The 19,478-nt window shown below is 26.5% G+C and carries 20 protein-coding genes; 14 read left to right on the forward strand and 6 right to left on the reverse strand.

Going from position 1 to position 19,478, the window contains the following annotated elements; all coding sequences use genetic code 11:
* Positions 1 to 96: 96 nt before the first annotated feature.
* The 4 genes from ylqF (at position 97) to JNUCC81_RS04360 (ending at position 3,401) form a co-directional block, all read left to right on the forward strand.
* Positions 97 to 1,008, forward strand: a complete 912-nt coding sequence (gene ylqF, locus JNUCC81_RS04345) for a ribosome biogenesis GTPase YlqF (RefSeq protein ID WP_454095456.1) — start codon at positions 97 to 99, stop codon at positions 1,006 to 1,008.
* Between the two features lie 179 nt (positions 1,009 to 1,187).
* Complete coding sequence (locus JNUCC81_RS04350) at positions 1,188 to 1,631, forward strand: YmaF family protein (protein WP_454095457.1); 444 nt, start codon at positions 1,188 to 1,190, stop codon at positions 1,629 to 1,631.
* Between the two features lie 218 nt (positions 1,632 to 1,849).
* Positions 1,850 to 2,023, forward strand: a complete 174-nt coding sequence (locus tag JNUCC81_RS04355; RefSeq protein WP_208334692.1) for a Spo0E family sporulation regulatory protein-aspartic acid phosphatase — start codon at positions 1,850 to 1,852, stop codon at positions 2,021 to 2,023.
* Between the two features lie 28 nt (positions 2,024 to 2,051).
* On the forward strand, positions 2,052 to 3,401 hold the full coding sequence (locus tag JNUCC81_RS04360) for a sensor histidine kinase (RefSeq protein WP_454095458.1): 1,350 nt from the start codon (positions 2,052 to 2,054) through the stop codon (positions 3,399 to 3,401).
* Between the two features lie 68 nt (positions 3,402 to 3,469).
* On the opposite strand, the gene JNUCC81_RS04365 is transcribed toward JNUCC81_RS04360, so the two are convergent.
* Positions 3,470 to 4,186, reverse strand: a complete 717-nt coding sequence (locus JNUCC81_RS04365; RefSeq protein WP_454095459.1) for a LytR/AlgR family response regulator transcription factor — start codon at positions 4,184 to 4,186, stop codon at positions 3,470 to 3,472.
* Positions 4,187 to 4,623: 437 nt separating this feature from the next.
* On the opposite strand from JNUCC81_RS04365, the gene JNUCC81_RS04370 reads away from it, so the two are divergent.
* The 9 genes from JNUCC81_RS04370 (at position 4,624) to JNUCC81_RS04410 (ending at position 12,368) form a co-directional block, all read left to right on the forward strand.
* On the forward strand, positions 4,624 to 5,091 hold the full coding sequence (locus JNUCC81_RS04370; protein WP_286184244.1) for a MarR family winged helix-turn-helix transcriptional regulator: 468 nt from the start codon (positions 4,624 to 4,626) through the stop codon (positions 5,089 to 5,091).
* A 12-nt stretch (positions 5,092 to 5,103) separates the two neighbouring features.
* Entirely contained in the window at positions 5,104 to 6,489 is a 1,386-nt protein-coding gene (locus JNUCC81_RS04375) for an MATE family efflux transporter (protein ID WP_454095460.1), read from the forward strand.
* Between the two features lie 250 nt (positions 6,490 to 6,739).
* The gene (gene brnQ / locus JNUCC81_RS04380) at positions 6,740 to 8,044 is read left to right on the forward strand and encodes a branched-chain amino acid transport system II carrier protein (RefSeq protein WP_454095461.1); all 1,305 of its coding nucleotides are present in this window, start codon (positions 6,740 to 6,742) and stop codon (positions 8,042 to 8,044) included.
* A 129-nt stretch (positions 8,045 to 8,173) separates the two neighbouring features.
* Positions 8,174 to 8,704, forward strand: coding sequence for an RNA polymerase sigma factor (locus tag JNUCC81_RS04385; protein ID WP_454095462.1), 531 nt, complete (start codon positions 8,174 to 8,176; stop codon positions 8,702 to 8,704).
* A complete protein-coding gene (locus JNUCC81_RS04390; protein ID WP_208334686.1) occupies positions 8,691 to 9,020 on the forward strand; it encodes a hypothetical protein in 330 nt (109 codons plus the stop codon). The genes JNUCC81_RS04385 and JNUCC81_RS04390 overlap by 14 nt, the downstream gene beginning before the upstream one ends.
* A complete protein-coding gene (locus JNUCC81_RS04395; RefSeq protein WP_454095463.1) occupies positions 9,017 to 9,727 on the forward strand; it encodes a hypothetical protein in 711 nt (236 codons plus the stop codon). The genes JNUCC81_RS04390 and JNUCC81_RS04395 overlap by 4 nt, the downstream gene beginning before the upstream one ends.
* Positions 9,728 to 9,754: 27 nt before the next feature.
* Positions 9,755 to 10,363 (forward strand): CPBP family intramembrane glutamic endopeptidase, encoded by a 609-nt coding sequence (locus JNUCC81_RS04400; protein WP_208334684.1) that lies wholly within the window; start codon positions 9,755 to 9,757, stop codon positions 10,361 to 10,363.
* Between the two features lie 173 nt (positions 10,364 to 10,536).
* Positions 10,537 to 11,304, forward strand: coding sequence for a ribonuclease HII (locus JNUCC81_RS04405; RefSeq protein ID WP_454095464.1), 768 nt, complete (start codon positions 10,537 to 10,539; stop codon positions 11,302 to 11,304).
* Positions 11,305 to 11,345: 41 nt separating this feature from the next.
* Complete coding sequence (locus tag JNUCC81_RS04410; RefSeq protein ID WP_454095465.1) at positions 11,346 to 12,368, forward strand: alpha-hydroxy-acid oxidizing protein; 1,023 nt, start codon at positions 11,346 to 11,348, stop codon at positions 12,366 to 12,368.
* A 136-nt stretch (positions 12,369 to 12,504) separates the two neighbouring features.
* Here JNUCC81_RS04410 and JNUCC81_RS04415 read toward each other — a convergent pair whose 3' ends face one another.
* The 5 genes from JNUCC81_RS04415 to JNUCC81_RS04435 form a co-directional block, all read right to left on the reverse strand.
* The gene (locus tag JNUCC81_RS04415) at positions 12,505 to 13,557 is read right to left on the reverse strand and encodes an ABC transporter permease (RefSeq protein ID WP_454095466.1); all 1,053 of its coding nucleotides are present in this window, start codon (positions 13,555 to 13,557) and stop codon (positions 12,505 to 12,507) included.
* Positions 13,557 to 14,618, reverse strand: coding sequence for an ABC transporter permease (locus tag JNUCC81_RS04420; protein WP_454095467.1), 1,062 nt, complete (start codon positions 14,616 to 14,618; stop codon positions 13,557 to 13,559). Before JNUCC81_RS04420 ends, JNUCC81_RS04415 begins: the two co-directional genes overlap by 1 nt.
* Before the next feature lie 11 nt (positions 14,619 to 14,629).
* Positions 14,630 to 15,568, reverse strand: coding sequence for an ABC transporter ATP-binding protein (locus JNUCC81_RS04425; protein WP_454095468.1), 939 nt, complete (start codon positions 15,566 to 15,568; stop codon positions 14,630 to 14,632).
* Between the two features lie 88 nt (positions 15,569 to 15,656).
* Positions 15,657 to 16,301, reverse strand: coding sequence for a response regulator transcription factor (locus JNUCC81_RS04430; RefSeq protein WP_208331984.1), 645 nt, complete (start codon positions 16,299 to 16,301; stop codon positions 15,657 to 15,659).
* A complete protein-coding gene (locus JNUCC81_RS04435; RefSeq protein ID WP_208331985.1) occupies positions 16,294 to 17,448 on the reverse strand; it encodes a sensor histidine kinase in 1,155 nt (384 codons plus the stop codon). Before JNUCC81_RS04435 ends, JNUCC81_RS04430 begins: the two co-directional genes overlap by 8 nt.
* Before the next feature lie 197 nt (positions 17,449 to 17,645).
* On the opposite strand from JNUCC81_RS04435, the gene asnB reads away from it, so the two are divergent.
* The gene (asnB, locus tag JNUCC81_RS04440) at positions 17,646 to 19,478 is read left to right on the forward strand and encodes an asparagine synthase (glutamine-hydrolyzing) (protein ID WP_454095469.1); all 1,833 of its coding nucleotides are present in this window, start codon (positions 17,646 to 17,648) and stop codon (positions 19,476 to 19,478) included.

Below are 19,478 nucleotides of genomic sequence, written 5' to 3' on the forward strand. Positions count from 1 at the left end.
TTTAAAATATTAGATAAGCAAAAAAAAGAATCTTATGGTATAATGAAAAGGTTAAAAATAAAAGAGCGAAGTAGTTTACATAAAGGAGTGATAATTATGGCAAGAGGAGATAAAATGAGAGTCGACTATGATGATTATCTTAGAGACGACGATTTACATATAAACTGGTATCCTGGACATATGAAAAAAACTAAAGATTTAGTTAGAGATAACTTAAAGTTAGTTGACGTTGTAGTAGAGCTTTTAGATGCTAGAATACCATTTAGTAGTAAAAATCCTGATATAGACAAGCTTGCAGGAAATAAACCAAGAGTTGTTATATTAAATAAAAGTGATTTAGCAGATAAAGCTAAATTAGACAGATGGATAAAGTACTACAAAGATAGAGATATAAAAGCTATACCTATAGATACTATGAAAGGCTTAGGTTTAAATAAACTAATAGATGAGTGTAGAAATGTAACTAAAGAAAAAATGGATGCTTTAGTAGATAAGGGTAGAAAAGAAAGACCGATAAGAATAATGATAGTTGGAGTTCCAAACGTTGGGAAATCTTCTATTATAAATAAATTAACTGGAAGAAGAAGTACTCAAACTGGAGACAAGCCAGGGGTAACAAAAGGAAAGCAATGGGTTAGGTTAAAAGGTAACTTAGAGCTGTTAGATACTCCAGGTATACTTTGGCCTAAATTTGAAGACCAAGAGGTTGCACTTAACTTAGCCTTTAGTAGAGCTATAAAGGATGAAATACTAGATGTTGAAACTTTAGCATTAAGACTTATTGGAAAACTAATGGTAATAGAGCCAGAAAAACTAAAGGCTAGATATAAGTTAGAAGAATTAGGTGAATCAGATATTGAAACTATGGATATGATAGGTCGTAAAAGAGGATTTATAACTGGAAGAAAAGAATTAGACTATACTCGTATAGCTACAACAGTTTTAAATGAATTTAGAGAAGGTAAAATAGGAAGAATTACTTTAGAAGTACCAGAAGATATTAAATAATTAATTAAATATATAAAATAAAGGCTATTGAAATTTCAATAGCCTTTATTTTATATATTTATAGATGGATTTTCAGAAAATTCTACAAAAAAAGAACATTTTCGACAATGTAACATATAATATATTAAGAAAATTGAAAAAAGATTTTCTTAATATAATATAAGGGAGATAAATTAATTATGAGTTGTCAAAATTTTAGATGTTTTAGAGACTGTGATAGAGATAGAGATAGATGTTTTAGAGAATGCGACAGAGACAGAGACAGATGTTTTAGAGAATGTGATAGAGAAGACAATATGCCTAATGGAATGCAAAGACATGTCCATGAACTTGAAGAAAGCGTAAAACTAGCAGAAATGTGTGAAGATAGACATAACCACCGTACTGCAGCTGTTACTGGTCAAGCGATACCAATAAATAATGGAAGAAACCATGTTCATAGAGTTGACACTAGAACAGATTTCTTAGATCATTTCCACAGAATAGATGTATTTACAGGACCTGCTTTATTTATACCAGGTACTAACAAACATATTCACCTTGTAAGAGGATTTACTTCAGTTAATGATGGTCATAGACATGCATTCTTATTTACTACACAAATAGATGCACCATTAGTATAAATTTGAGTTGTTTAAATACGTGTATATTAACTAAATAGTTAAATAATAAATGAGCATAATTATGTTTTATTATACAAACTAATTATGCTCATTTTTATTATTAAATACTAATTTTAGGTAATTGGCTACATTTGTATTGATAATAATTGGCAAAAAAAGTATTGTATTGTATATATTTAAATGAAATTATCTAAATACTATTCAATGGGGTGTTTGCTATGGAACTAAAAGATATAATAGATAAGAGGATAGATAAAAAATTAAAATTACATGAAGCAATAGATAAGTATGGAATAAAAAGTAGTGAAGTATTAAAACTAAGCCGTGAGTTAGATGTATTAATTACTAAAGAAATAAAACTAAAAGAAAAATTAGATAAATCTAATTTGTAGCATAACAAATTAATAAGGGGAGTTTTTATTGAATAAGAAAGTAATGTCTATAGCACTAGTATTAGTGCTATTTATTAGTTTTGGAAGTATAATGGTCGATAAAAAATCTAAGTATGATGAAATTAATCATAAAAAATACTTTGACGATTTAAATAAAAAATATATACCCAGTCATGATAAAGCAATGAATCTATTTTCAATTGTTTATTATAATTTTATTAATAAAAACAATTATGAAGCATTAATAAAATTTGAAGTGGGTGAAAAAGAATTAATTTCAAATGAGTTGTATGAAAAAAATAAAAAAAATTTAAGGTTATTACTAGTTTCAAAAAATACTAAAGCTAGTATTGCTACGAAAATAGGTGTTAGTTATGGAGTTGATAGAGAATTAAAAGAAATTGAAAAATCATTAAAAAAATTTAAAAGACAAGATAAGTTAGACATTTATCTTAATGAAAAGTTAGGTTATGATGATTCAAAAATAAAATGGTCAAATGAATATAGAAATTTGATTAATAATTTAACTAGTATAAAAGAAAGTCAAAGAAATATAAAGAGAATACTTGATGTCGATTTAAAAAATACAAATTCGAAATTAAAAATATTACAATTGCAAAGGACACATTTAGAGTATTTTGTAGTATTTATAATAATTATAATGTTATTGGTATTAATTATAATAATACATGAATATAGGAAAAAAAAAGCAAAAAATGAAATTTTAAGTCATAATGTGGAAATATTAAATAAACAATTAGATTACCAGTGGAAACATTATAATGATATAAAAAAACATCAAGATGAGGTAAAAAGGCACTGGCATGATATAAAAAGACATTCTTTTTTAATATTAAATCTTATAGAAAATGAAGAATATCAAAAAGCCAAAGATTATATAAGGTCTATAACAGAAGAAATTTCAGAAGTAGAAAATAAAAAAGTAAGTAAAAATAAAATAATTGATGCTATATTAAGTAATAAAATAGAAGAGTGTAATTTAAAAAATATAAATTTAACTATGGATATAAAAATACCTGAAACGCTTAATATAAATGATTTTGATATATGCGTTATATTTGGAAATATATTAGACAATGCTATAGAAGCTTGTGAAAATATAAATAATGATGAAATAGGAAAATATATAGATATAAAAAGTAAGCTTATAAATAAACAATTATATATTTACATAGAAAATAGCAAAGAAGGAGATATAATAGAGAAAAAAAATAAATTTATAACTTCTAAAAAAGATAAATATAATCACGGATTAGGATTAGAAAATGTAAAAAAAAGTATAGAAAAATATAATGGAAAAATAAGAATTAATTATGATAAAAACATATTTAAACTATCTATACTAATGAAAAATTAGAAAAACAAAGTAATCCGAGTTGGATTACTTTATTTTTAGGCATCAAAAGAATTCAAATTTAGTAAATATTACAATATATGTATAAAATCAAAAAATAAATCTTCTATCTTACGCACAAACTTTCGGCTAACAGGAATTTTTGTATCATTTAAAAGAGTTATTTCAGATGATGAAAGTTCTGTTATTTTACTAATGTTAACTATATAACTTCGATGGCATTTCGAAAAACCATAATCACAAACTCTCTTATTTACATCATCAAACTTACCATAAAATTCAATAGATTCATTATCTAAATGAGCAATTACTTTTCTATTAAAAGCCTCAAAATAGTTAATGTCAACTAAAGGAATAGCTATTAATTTGCTACCTTGATTTATTTTAAATAACTTAGTATTAGTATTATATAAATTATCTAATGCTCTCAGAAATTCTTTAGTAATAGCATCTTTAGATAATGGTTTTAATAAATAATTTAAAGCTCCAACTTCATAACCATCTAATATATAATCTTTACTATAGCTAGTTAATATAATTTGTGTACCGTTATTAAATTCATTTATAATTTTAGCGATTTCTATACCAGAAATAGACTCTAATATTATATCAAGAAATATAATATTGCTATGATTATCATGCTTTTTATATGAATCAATAAATTTCTCCCCAGATTCGAATTCTTTTATATTTATGCTTAAACAATGCTGAATTGATATATATTCTAATGTGCTCCTTATGAAGTCTCTAACTACTTTATCATCATCACAGATAGTTACATTAATCATGAAAAACCTCCCCCTTTATCGGTAAATATGAAAAATGATTGTCCTACTAAGTATATACTATATGAATATTGTTTTGATACTAATTTGATACTAAAAAATATTGTTTTACAACAAAAAAAGACAAATAAATCACATAAAATATTTTAACATGAAATTATTAGTAAAATATTACAATTGAATTTATTTATAAAAATCTATAATATAAAATAAATTCAATTGTAATCTTAATTAAATAAGAAGAAAATTTGAAATATAAGATTATATACTTGTAAAAAGGGTAAATATTTAAGTATAGCAAAATAATTATTTATAAGATTAGTTCAATTAAGCTAATCTTTTTTATTTATAAATTAAAAAATTTTAAATTAGAATAGTTGTGTATGCAACTAAAATAATGTATAATAAAGTAGTTGCATACACAACTAAATGGGTGTATAATGAAATCTTGTGTATACAATAAACAAACTTTGGATGGTGAGATTTTAATGGCTAGAAATAATGATTATATTGGGAAATATATTTCTCAATTATATAGAAAAGGAAATTCGTTTATAAGTAGAGAGCTTTGTAATGTAGGGATAGGATCTGGCCAGTTTATGTTTTTAATGGAGCTATATAGGCAAGATGGTAGATCTCAAGAAGAACTATCAGAAGTATTGAATATAGATAAAGGAACTACAGCAAGAGCGATAAAAAAGTTAGAAGAAGAAGGCTTTTTATTAAGGATAAAAGATGAAAGAGACAAAAGGGCCTATAAACTTTATTTAACAGATAAAGGTAAAGATGTAAAAGAAGATATACAAGATGTTTTAATGGCGTGGGAAAACATGATAACATCTCAATTAAACGAAGAAGAAAAAGACACAATGAAATTATTATTAAAAAAAATATGTAAAATTAAATAAGGAGGAGAATATATGGCAAATCAACAAATGTTAGGAACGGAACCGATAGGTAAATTACTTTTAAAATATTCTGTACCAGCAATCATCGGTATGATAGTAAATGCTTTATATAATGTAGTCGATAGAATATTTATAGGAAATATACCGAATGTAGGAGCGTTAGCAATAACAGGTGTAGGAGTAACAATGCCTATAATGACTATAATACTTGCCTTTGGAATGTTAATAGGTGTAGGAGCTACTGCGAATATATCTATTAAGTTAGGTCAAGGTAAAAAAGAAGAGGCAGAAACTATAATAGGAAATACAATAACTTTATCTGTAATAGTTAGTTTAATAATAAGTATAATAGGTATACTATTTGGAGATATAATATTAAAAATGTTTGGAGCTAGTGATGCTACTTTACATTATGCAAAATCTTATATTTATATAATATTAGGTGGTACTTTATTTAATATAATTGCATTTACATTAAATAATACTATAAGAGGGGATGGAAACCCAAAACTTGCAGCAACAATAATGGTTGTAGGATGCTTAACTAATATAGTATTAGATAAATTATTAATATCTGAGTTTAATATGGGAATAAAAGGTGCTGCTATAGCTACTGTAACTTCTCAAATGGTTACAGCGATATGGGCATTAATGTATTATCTTAGAGGTAAGTCTAATTTGAAATTTAGAAAATCTAGTTTAAAACTTGATAAATCACTGGTTAAGTTAATATTTGCAATAGGATCTGCTCCATTTGCAATGCAAATAGCAGCAAGTTTAGTTCAAGTAATATCTAATAATGCACTAAAGGCATACGGAGGAGATTTAGCAATAGGTGCTATGGCTACAATATCTTCAATATCTATGATATTCTTAATGCCTGTATTTGGTATAAACCAAGGAGCTCAACCTATAATAGGATTTAACTATGGAGCCAAGCAATACGATAGAGCAAATAAAACATTTAAAATATCAGCAATAGTAGCTATTATCTTAATGACCATTGGATGGATTTTAATGCAAGCAAAGCCAGAACTTATAGTTGGAATGTTTAATAAAGACCCAAAACTTATGGATATAACAATAAATGGAGCTAAAATATATCTATTTATGTTACCTATAGTAGGGATATCTATAACAGGAAGTAACTATATGCAATCTGTTGGTAAAGCTAAATCAGCGATGATATTAGGTTTACTAAGACAGGTAATATTATTAATACCTATGATAATGGTACTTCCTAAATTCTTTGAATTAAATGGAGTTTGGTATGCACAACCTGTATCAGATTTATTATCAACTATGATAACTATAGTAGTATTAGTTAAAGAATTAGGAAGATATAAAACAGATAATACTAAAGAAGAAAAAGAACTAAAAACTGAATTTCAATCGTAATAAAGTAAATTATGATTTAGCATAGATTTAAAATAAAAAATCTATGCTTTTTTATTTTAAATCTAACGATACTTGCAAATTTGGTAAGGAATCAAACTATTGAAAAATCTTAAATGCAAGAAATTGTATCAATTGTATACAAAATTGTGAATTTGGTATATATTTTAAATATTGTTGACAGTCCGAAAATTGAGCTGTATAATTATTTCGAAATATATAAAAAATTTTTAAGGATTGAAAGGATGCCAATATGAACAAGACAAATAAGGACGTAATAGTAGTAGGATTTGCGTTATTTGCAATGTTTTTCGGCGCAGGGAACTTAATATTTCCGCCATTTTTAGGAGTGATATCAGGAGAATCTTGGATTACAGGATTTAGTGGATTTGTTATAGCAGACGTAGGATTAGCATTATTAGCAATAATAGCAGCAGCAAAATGTGGAGGAGATATAAACAAGGTACTTGGTAGACCAGGCAAAAATCTTTCGATAGTACTAGGCACGGCAATAATGATATGCCTTGGACCTCTTTTAGCAATACCTAGAACAGCAGCAACGACTTTTGAAATGGGAGTAGCACCATTATTTAGTGGAGTTAATCCAATAATATTTTCGGTAATATTCTTCGCAGTAACATTAATATTAACAATAAGACCATCAAAAGTAGTAGATATAATAGGGCAATTTTTAACACCAGCTCTTCTTATAGCACTTGCAGTATTAATAATTAAAGGAATAATATCTCCACTTGGAGCTATTAATCCAAAACCAATGATAGAAAATGTCTTTGCAGAAGGTGTGGCACAAGGTTATCAGACGATGGATGCATTAGGTGCAGTAGCACTATCTACAGTCATAATAACATCATTAGGCAATAAAGGTTATACTAATGCTAATGAAAAAGTTAAGTTAACTATTAAATCGGGTGTAGTTGCAGCAATAGGGCTATGTTTTGTATATGGTGGATTAACTTACCTTGGAGCAACAGTATCAAAAGTTTATGGCCAAGATGTTGTACAAACCACTTTAATAGTTGAAATGACTGCATCACTTCTTGGTCAACCAGGAAAGATAATACTTTCAGCTATAGTTGGATTAGCCTGCTTAACAACAGCAGTAGGACTTACATCGGCCACAGGTCAATTCTTTGAAAGTCTTACTAAAGGAAAGCTAAAGTATGAAGTGATAGTTACAATAGTTTGTATATTTAGTGCAATAGTATCAAACTTTGGAGTAAGTACAATAATAAAATTCTCAGCTCCAATACTAGATATGGTATACCCAGTAACTATTGTATTAGTAATAATGACGTTATTTGGAGATAAAATAAAAAATAATAATGCATTTAAGGGTGCAGCGTATATGGCTTTAATTATAAGCATACTGCCATTTGCGAATAAGTTTGGTTTAGATACATCTTTCCTTTCTAAACTACCATTTGCACCATTAGGATTCAACTGGATAGTGCCAGTTGTAATAGCTGGAGTTATAGGAAACTTTATACCATCAATAGGTAATAATGAAATTAAAGATAGAATAGATAGAGCTAATTAATGAAAATCGTTGATACTTATAGTATCAACGATTTTTTATGTACAATAAAATTATATTTTTAATATTTTAATTTAAAATGAACCGTTTTAAAAGTTGTGACGATAATAGATAGGGAAAGGGGTGATATTATTGGAGTTGGATGAAATAGAAAATCTTATAGATGAGTATGGTGATATAATATATAAATTTTGTATAAAGCTTACACAAAATAAAGATGATGGAGAAGATTTATACCAGCAAACATTTTTAAAGGCAATGGAATTAAGACATAAATTAAACAAAAATAAAAATCCAAAAAGCTTTTTAATATCTGTATCAATAAAATTATGGAAAAATTCTATAAGAAAAAATATTAGACGAAATACAATTGCTCCAAGGATAAATATTGATGAATATGAATCTTTAGATATAAAAGATACTAAAGTAAATATAGAAACAGCAATTATAAATAAGGAAATAGAGTTTGAAGTGAACTTAGTTGTATCAAAACTAGAAGATAAATTTAAATTTCCGATTATTATGTATTATACAGCCCAGATGTCAGTTGAGGAGATATCTAAAGCGCTAAAAATACCTAAAGGTACTGTCAAAAGTAGATTACACAAAGCTAGGATTATAATAAAGGATGGATTGGAGGCTATGGGATATGAAAGAATATAAAAATATAGATGATTTACTAAAAACTTCTCTTTCATGTGATAAATTACCATCTACAGATTTAAATGAAAGTTTAAAGTTTAAAATTGAAAATAAAGCTAAAGAAGACAAAGGGATTTCTATTTGGTGGCTACCAATGGTTGTATCTATAGCTATCGGAATGTTTACTTTTATAGGAGTAAGGATGTTTGTATCTAGACTATTAATACAAAATATACTACTTACTTTATGCTTTATAGCTGTATTTTTCAATATTATAATGACATTTATTGGGCTTAGATATTTTGAACTTAAGAAAGGAGCGAAAATTATTATATGAATACATTTTTAGGATTATGTTTATTATCAATAGTTGTAATGGGGATATTTTTGGGACTTTGGACATATAGGGATGCAAGTAATAGAGGTTTAAATGCAGCTCTTTGGACTGCAATAGTAATACTTGGACCAAATGGAATAGGGCTTTTAATTTACTTTTTAGTGGCTAGAAAGCAAATTAATGTTAAGTGTAGCAATTGTGATAGCAATATATCCAATTCTTCTAAGTACTGCATAAACTGTGGTACTTTAGTATCTAATGCTAAAGAAATAGAAAAAAGACCGACAAAACATTTTCTAATTGGATTTATAGTTAGCTTTATAATAGCTGCTATGTGTTTTGGGTGGACTATTTTTAGTGTAATTAATAATGAAGATTTTGAGATTAAGAGTGGAATGTCTTTGTTTCTTTTAGAGACTAATACAAAAAGTAAGTGGAATATATCCTACTATAAATCAACATCAAAGTTTTCTAGAAATATAAATAAAGAAGATAATACGCCATCTACTTTATTTGTAGAAGCAAAAAGTGATGAAGGTGATTTAGGATTAAAATTAGAACAGGGAAGTAAAGAAGAGGTTTTAGATATTAAGGATACTAATGGAATTAAAGAAATAGATTTAAGCGATTTTAATAATGGAAAAATTAAATTAACTTTAATAAACCAAGATTGTAAGGGTGTAGAGTTTAAAGCTTATTGGGATTAATAATATAAAAGGGGAGTAATAAATAATATGAATATTTTAGAATTACTTAAAGAGTCTCTTTCACAAATAATATTTTTTTCATTTATACCATTTATATGGTGGCTAATTACAGCTAGAAAGAAGGAAAATTTCTTTTCATGGATTGGCATAAAAAAAGTGGATGGAGATTATAAAAAGATTTTTACATGTATTTTTATATTTGTATTTTCTTGTATTATATCTCAAGTATTTTTAGTTCCAAATTTAGTTCCAGATAATGTTACAATTCAAAGTTCTTATGCAGGTAAGGGTATTTCAGCATTAATTCCTATATTATTATTTTCTATGATAAATACTGGATTATCTGAAGAAATATTTTTTAGGGGATTTCTTGGAAAAAGATTATGTAGTAAGTTTGGATTTACAGCTGGAAATTTAATACAAGGATTGTTATTTGGACTTTTACATGGGGCAATGCTTTTTATTGTAATAACACCTTTTAAGGCATTAATAATAACACTTATAACTGGATTTGGCGGATGGCTCCTTGGATATACTGCTGAGAAAGCCTCAGGAGGATCTATAATTCCTAGTTGGCTAATACACGGAATTGGAAATTTAATTCTTTCAATGCTACAAGCATTTGGTATGATTTAATTTTAATAATAAAAGCTGAACTTAAAGTTCAGCTTTTATTATTTTAAGATGATAAATTTTTATAATAATCCAAAATAGCTTATATATTTTAAATAAAATAAATATGATGTATACTAAGTTATATCTATAAAAAATATAAAGTGTAAAATATTACTCAAACTAAGGAGAAAACTATGAAAGATAAAAGTGTAAAAGAGATAAAAGAAATAGTTGATAGTCTATCTACTGATAGCTATTTAGAATATATAGAAATATTAAGAAATGATGAAAGAAAGTCTGTTCAAAATATAGCTGTAAAAATGGCTAAAAAGTTGGATGCTATAAGAAAAGAAAATGAAAGATTAGAAACTATAAACATATTTGAAAATGAGGGATACAATAAAGGATACCTATATATAGGTGGAATAGATGAAGCTGGTCGTGGGCCGTTAGCAGGACCTGTTGTAGCATCTGTAGTAGTATTTAAACCAAATACGAAGATAGAAGGAATAAATGACTCTAAGAAGCTAAGTGAAGCTAAGAGGGATGAATTATTCGATATAATAAAAGAACAAGCACTAGATTATGGAATAGGTATAGTTAATAATAATGAAATTGACGAATTTAATATATTACAAGCTACTTATATGGCTATGAAAAAGGCTATAAATTGTTTAGAAAAAGCTCCAGATTACTTGTTAATAGATGCAGCAACTATACCAGGAGTTGATACGCCTCAAAAGCCGATAATTAAAGGTGATTCAAAATCTATATCAATAGCAGCAGCAAGTATATTAGCTAAAGTTACAAGGGATAGTATAATGTATCAATATGATGAAATGTATCCAGAGTATGGATTTAAAAATCATAAAGGCTACGGTACAAAAGAACATTATGAAGCAATTGAAAAGCATGGTATAACTCCGATACACAGAAAAAGCTTTTTAAAGAATGTGCTATAATATAAAGGTATAAATTAAAATTTATAACTGGGGGAGTTAAGATGGATTATAAAGAAATGCTAAAAAATGCTCGTGAAAATTTAAATAAAAGTTGTAGAGTATGTAAATCATGTAATGGTGTTGTTTGTGCAGGAGAAGTACCAGGAATGGGTGGTAAAGGAAGTGGGTCATCATTTATAGAAAACTTTAATAGTTTAGATAAAGTAAAAATAAATATGAGAACTATACATAATGTATCAAAGCCTGATATGAGTATAGAGCTATTTGGTAAGAAAATGGATGCCCCTATATTTGCAGCGCCTATAACAGGAACTACTTTAAATATGGGTGGAAAAATAACTGAAAGAGAATATATAAAACCGGTAGTTAAAGGGTGTATAGATGGTGGAATTTATGCTATGGTTGGAGATACAGCTGTAGATGAATTCTTAATAGAAAACTTAAGTGTACTAAAAGAAAATAACGGTGAAGGAATTGTATTTATAAAGCCTTGGGAAAACCACGATATAATAAAAAAGATAAAGCTAGCTGAAGAAGCAGGAGCATTTGCCGTTGGTGTTGATATAGATGCTTGTGGATTAGTTACATTATCAATGCATGGAAAAACTGTAGTTCCTAAAAATATGGATGCTATAAAAGAATTAAAAAAATCTACAAATCTTCCATTTATATTAAAAGGTATAATGACACCTGAAGATGCTATTATGGCAGTAGAATGTGGAGTGGATGCTATAGTTGTATCAAATCATGGTGGAAGAGTATTAGACTCTACACCAGGAGCTGCTGAAGTACTTCCTTCAATTGCTAAAGCTGTTAAAGGTAAAGTTACTATACTTGTAGATGGTGGAATTAGAACTGGAGTAGATGTTCTTAAGATGATAGGTCTTGGAGCAGATGCTGTATTAGTTGGAAGACCATTTGTAACTGCTTCATTTGGTGGAGGAGTAGAGGGTGTAAAAACTTATGTGAAGAAACTGAAGTCTGAATTAAGTAGTACTATGATATTAACAGGATGCCAGACTATAAATGATATAGATGAAAAAGTGATATACAAAAGCATATAAAAGAAAAAGAGTATATCTAATAATTGAATAATTATTAGATATACTCTTTTTTAATGAAGCGAATCTTTAAGCAACGGACGAAGTCGTTTGAGCCACGTGTGGGCGAAACACTTGAGCGACACGAACAAAGTGAGTTTTAGTTTTTAGCAAAGTCTCTAAGTTTAAGGCTACCACAGGTTACAGATACTAACCCAAGTAAAATTAAAGCTATAAGTGATACTAATATACTATCACCTTGTAGGTATTTGATTGTCCAATAAAATGGAGATAGCTTAGCTAAATTATTAATAAAAGGAGTATTAAGAGGGAAAGACGGAATTAATAATGGTAAAATCAAAGCTATATTTAAAAGTGGAAAAATAGTGGATGCAAATCCTATAGTAGCCTCTTGCTTGAATATCCTAGTAAATAACAGAATAAGTCCTGTAGATACAAAACAATTTGCAACAATTATACCTATCATATCAAGATTTACATTAAACTTAGTTGTTAATAATAACACAAAAGTAGATGATAAAGATTGCACAAGGAACAAGGATAGAAATAAACTAAATAATATTTCAAAATCTTTATTCTTAGTTGATAGCATTCTTTTTAATACATTAGATCTTCTTAAAATTAGTAAGTCCTGACAAAATGCAGAGTTAGTTACATAAAGCATATAGCTAGTCATAAATGTAAATAAAAATGAGTTCCATAGTAGTGGAGATTTATGCTCTATGACTGTAGTAGTTACAACGTTTAAATTTCTTTTATTATTTAGAGAATTACTTATAAAGCTATCTATTTTAGATTTTGCCCAAATACTTCCTCCACCATTTTCGGTTTCAAAAGATTTTACAGTAGGTGAATCTAGATTATCTATATTCTTTGAAAAATCTTTATTTAAAACAAATACAGAAGATACTTCATTATTTTTAAGCAAATCTATAGCTTTATTTTCATCTTTTATATCAAATAAATTATCCTTTAATTCCAAATCATTAATTAACTGTTTTTCATATTTTCCATCTAAATCACATATTAGTGCAATTGGAGCCAGGTAGTGAGGACTATCGGACTCATTAGTAGAAAATGTAAATAAAAGTCCATATATTAATAAAGCGGGCATTAAAATCATAGGTAATATTAAGCTAGGGGATTTTAAATACCTTTTTAAATTTGATAAAGTTAATCTAATTATATTCATTAAAATTCCCTCCAACTGTATTTTTCTTTTAATAGAGATGCTATAAGTAAAGTTATAGACATAGCTAAAATTATAATAATAGGATTTAAAAGATGCTCAAAACTATTATAGATATTAAATTTAGTAAATAAATTTGTAATTAGATATAATGGTGATAACTTAGATAAACTTGCTAAAGCATCTACAAAAGGAGTAATTATTCCACCTAATACAAACACTGCCATCATTAATGTATAGACTATTATTAGACCGTATTTTTTAGAGAAAAATACACCTAAGAAGCTAGATATTGATGCTATAAATATAGAAGTAATTACAGCTAATAATATTAAAGTGAATAAATTTCCAGTAAATGAAATATTAAAACATCTAAAAGATAATAAATATAAAAGTATAAATATTAAAAAATAAAGAATTGATGAAATAAATTCATATATTAATTGAGTACATCTACTAATTGGCATAGACTGGTATCTTTTCTTTATTCCATTGCTCTCAGATAAGTATTCACCATTAGACATAAACATAATAAACATAATACCTAAGAATCCTAAGAAGCTCACAGCAAAATACTCGGTTGAAGTAGTTTTAATTTCACTATCAATTGTAGTACTCTCAATAAAAGATGATGAAGTATTTTTATAGTATAAATTTTGGTGATAGTCATCTAATATATTTTTCATTAAACTAGACAATTGACCTCTAGTTGTTAGTTCTTTAATTTCTATATTGCTAGATTTATTATTTAATATACTTTCTTCATAATTATTAGGAATTACTATTTCTAAATCAACATTCTCATCTTTATTAGTGATTTTAAAAAGGGTATTTAAATCATTTTCTATAAAATTAACTAGTGACTTAGAATAAGTAGAATTATCTTTATCAGTCATAACTATTGGAGTAACCTCAACTATATTAGGGTTTTGAAACTCCATTTTCCCCATCATTCCGAACAGCCAAGAAAGTCCAAGGGGAAGTATTAAAAAAGAAAATAAGTTTAGTAATAAATTACTCTTAAGACCTTTAAAGAAAAATTTAATAGTATAAAATAATCTCATAATACCACCTCCTAATCTCTAAGACTTTTACCTGTAAGATTTAAAAATACATCTTCAAGGCTTGGCTCTTCATATGTTATTTTAGATATCTGCAAGTCACTGTCTTCAATTATTGATAAAGCCTTTGATACTGAAAATTTCTTATCAATAACAAGGGATAGTGTAGAGTTATCTATTTCATTTACAGATAAAACTCCGTCAATACTTTTTAAATCAAATATTAAATTTCCAGTTATGTTATTAAGTTCAATGATTAACTTTGTATTGCTAAAAACTAGTGATTTTAAATATTCTTTATCACCATATGCTATTTCTTTTCCTTCGTCTATAATAAATACTTTAGAACAAAGATGTTCTACTTCTTCCATATAATGAGAAGTGTATATTATAGTTGTATTTTTATTTATTGATAAATCTTTTAAGAATGTAAATATATAATTTCTAGATTGTGGATCAACTCCAACTGTTGGCTCATCAAGTATTAATATTTTAGGACGATGAAGTAGAGCAATGGCTATATTTAATCTTCTTTTCATACCACCAGAAAGTTTTTTTACTTTTTTCTTTTTTAAATCTAAAAGACCACAAATTTTTAAAGCTTCATCAATTCTTTCTTTTAATAATTTACCACTAAGACCATATAAAGCACCAAAGTACTCTAAGTTATCGTAAGGTGTTAAAGTTTCGATTATAGCCAGTTCCTGAGGCACTAAACCGATGATTGATTTTATTTTTATAGGATCTTTTTTTAAATCAAGACCGTTAATTTCAACAGATCCATTATTAGCTAACATAAGATTTGTAATTATATTAATTAATGTAGATTTACCAGCTCCATTTGGACCTATAAGACCAAATATTTCACCTTCATTTATAGAAAAGCTTATGTTATCAAGAACAAGTTTGTCGTTAAATCGTTTTGTTATGTTTTCTACTTTTATAATACTCATAAAAAATACCTCCCAAATGATTTTCTAATATTATAATAGAAAATTATGGGAGGTAAATCTATACCATAAAGTAACTTTAGAAAATGACTTAAGTCACTATTTTATTTTTAAAAGCAAATATTGCAAGTTGAGTTCTATCACGAAGTTCAAGTTTAGATAGTATATTAGTTATATTATTTTTTATTGTTCCTTCAGATAAGAATAATTCATTTGAAATTTCTTTATTAGTAAGACCACTTGCAACTAGCTTTATAATGGAAATTTCTTTATCTGATAAATTGTACTTGTTTAACACTTCATTACAGTCAATAGTTTTTTCTTTAGATATAACTTTAGGGGCAACATTTTTATCTAATACAATATTTCCTGAGACGCTAGATCTAATACCTTCGTATAAAACTTCATCAGAGCTATCTTTTAGTAAATATCCTGATGCACCAAAGTTTATAGCATTTTTTATATATTCATCATCATTAAATGTTGTAAGTATAAGTACTGATATAGAAGAGTCATATTCTTTTATAAGACGAGTGCCTAGAACCCCATCACAAACACTCATTCTTATATCCATAAGTACTAAATCTACATGATTATTTCTACAAAATTCTAAAGCCTCATATCCATTAGAAACATCTCCAATTATATCTAAATCATTATAAGAGCTAAGTATTATTTTTAAACCTTTTCTTATTAGTTTTTCATCATCTACTATTAATATTTTTATTTTACTCAATTAATTCACTCCTTGTATTTTTAGGAAAAGATGTGTGAATTATAAAACCATCATTGGAAGTAGTAAATTCAACTTTTCCATTTAATTCATCAACTCTTTCTTTTATACTATTTAGACCATTGCCCTTTTTTATATTTTTACATCCCAGTCCATTATCTTTAATAGAAAGTATTAGATTATTAGGGCTAAAGGTAATAAATATATTAACTTTAGTTGCTTTTCCATGCCTTATAGAGTTTGAAAGTGATTCTTGTATAATTCTATATAAAGCAGTATATTGAACACTTGAAAGATTCCAAGTATTTTTTGATACAGTCATTTTAACATCAATATTAGTCATTTTAATAAAGTTTCTTATTAGCTCTTCGATTTTAAATAAATTTTGGTAGTTTTCATATCCGTCTGGCTTTAAAGATGTTACAGCTTCCCTAACTTCTTTAAAGCTTTCTTTAACAAATTCTCTTAATTCATGAACTAATTCTTTTAAGTCTTTATCTTTAGACACTAAATTTTCAATAGCACCCAATTGAATTATAGTTGTAGATAGAGAATGTCCCACACTATCATGAATTTCTCTTGAAATTCTATTTCTTTCTTTTAATATAGCTAATTCTTCAACAGAGCTTATATAAACTTCTAAATCAGAATTTGCTTTTTTTAAATTATCTTCAGAAATTCTTAGTTTATCATAAATATTTTGTATATTAGTTTTAAAAATATCTTCGCTATATATATACAAACATAATAATGAAATTAAACTTAGTATAAGAGAGTATTCAATTGAAAAATATATTGAGTTATTAAAATTTATAATAAAATAAGAAACTATAATTATAATTAGATATAAATATTTATTCTTTATAATTTTGGAAAAACATATATCAATAATTAGTGGTAAAAAATAAAATGGTGTAAATTTGTATGTATAATTATACAAAGCTAAAATTAATATAAACTCAAAAAATGATGAAATTATCATAGTTAAGTTTTTATTTTTAAAATTAAAGAATCTAATTTGATTATTTATTATAAAAATTAAACTTAAGAAAAGTAACATATTTGAAATATTATCATAAGTCATAATGTTTATAATTATCATAAATAATGATATATATCTAGTAAAAGTAGCTAAGTTATTTTTATTCATAATCCCCCCTAAATATAGCTTATTCTAATATTAGAATAAGCTATATTTATTAATTACTCAAATGAATTTATATAGATATTAAAAATAAATTTTACAAAAAATTTACAAAATCCATAAATCATTGAAATAGAAAATAGTTAAACTTATAATAATCACAGATAAACAGACAAAATATAGAAATTAGTAAGGAGTAAATTATGTGTGGATTTGTAGGATTTTTAGATAAAATTTTAAATAAAAAAAAAGTAATTAGTGATATGTTAGATACTATAATACATAGAGGACCTGATCAAGTGGGAGAATATATAGATGATAATGTAGCATTAGGATTTAGAAGACTTAGCATTATAGGGCTAGACAATGGGCTACAACCTATATTTAATGAAGATAATAACTTAGTTTTAGTATTTAATGGAGAAATATATAATTATAAAGAATTAAGAATTGAATTAATAAATAGAGGTCATATTTTCACTACAAGTACAGATAGTGAAGTAATTATTCACAGTTATGAAGAGTTTGGTGAAAATATGGTTAAGAAATTAAGAGGTATGTTTTCTTTTGTAATATATAATAAAGATGATAATAGCATATTTGCAGCAAGAGATAATTTTGGAATAAAGCCATTATATTATTATCTAACTGATGATAATGGTTTATTATTTGGATCAGAAATAAAAAGCTTTTTAAAACATCCGAATTTTAAAAAAGAGATTAATAAAGAAGCTTTAAAACCATATTTAACATTTCAATATTCAGTTCTAGAAGAAACTTTTTTCAAAGGTGTGTTTAAGCTTAAGCCTGGTCACTATCTTACATTTAAAAATGGGAAATTGGCAACTAAAGAATATTGGGATATAAATTTTAGACAAGAGATGATATCTATTGGAAAAAGTGTAGAAAAAATAGAAAAAGTAATTAAAGAATCAGTTGAAGTTCATAAAGATAGTGAAGTGCCAGTTGGAACATTTTTATCAGGTGGAGTAGATTCTAGTTATATAGCTGCCTGTTTATTACCACAGAAATCATTCTCAGTAGGATTTAGACAAGATAAATTCAATGAATCAAATCTCGCAAAGGAGTTATCAGACTCATTAGGTATAGAAAATATTCAAAAGGTAGTAACTGCAGATGAATGCTTTGAAAACATTTCTAAAATACAGTATCATATGGATGAACCTCAATCAAACCCATCATCTCTACCGTTATACTTTTTATCTAAATTAGCAAGAGAACATGTAACTGTTGTCTTATCAGGAGAAGGAGCAGATGAAATTTTTGGTGGATATGAGTGGTATGATGACGATGATAGATTAAAAAAATATAAAAAAATACCTTATAAACTTAGAAGTATAGCTGCAAAAGTAGCTAGAAGATTACCAAATTTTAAAGGAAGAACTACTATTATAAGAGGTGGAAGCAAAGTAGAAGATTACTTTATAGGACAAGCATTAATATTTGAAGAAAATGAAGCCGAAAAAATATTAAATCCAGAATATACAAATTCAAAATCAATAAAAGAAATAACTGGACCTATATATGATAAAGTCAAGTATAAAGATGATATAGCTAAAAAGCAGTATTTAGATTTAAAACTTTGGCTACAAGGAGATATATTATTAAAAGCAGATAAAATGAGTATGGCTCATTCATTAGAATTAAGAGTTCCGTTTTTAGATAAGGAGGTAATGAAAGTAGGAGAATTAATACCGACTAGATATAAAGTTAATGACTTAACTACTAAGGTAGCATTAAGAGAAGCTGCAAAGAAAAATCTTCCAGATGAATGGGCTAAACGTGAAAAGAAAGGATTCCCAGTACCTATAAGATTATGGTTAAAGGAAGAAAAATATTATAACATTGTGAAGGAAGCTTTTTCTAGTGATTATGCATCTGAATTTTTTAAAACACAAGATTTAATTAAATTATTAGATAATCATTATAATGATAAAGTAAATAATGCTAGAAAGATATATACAGTATATGTATTTCTAGTATGGTATAAAAGATTTTTTATAGAAGCAATTTAA

Source organism: Faecalimicrobium sp. JNUCC 81 (genome assembly GCF_053667625.1).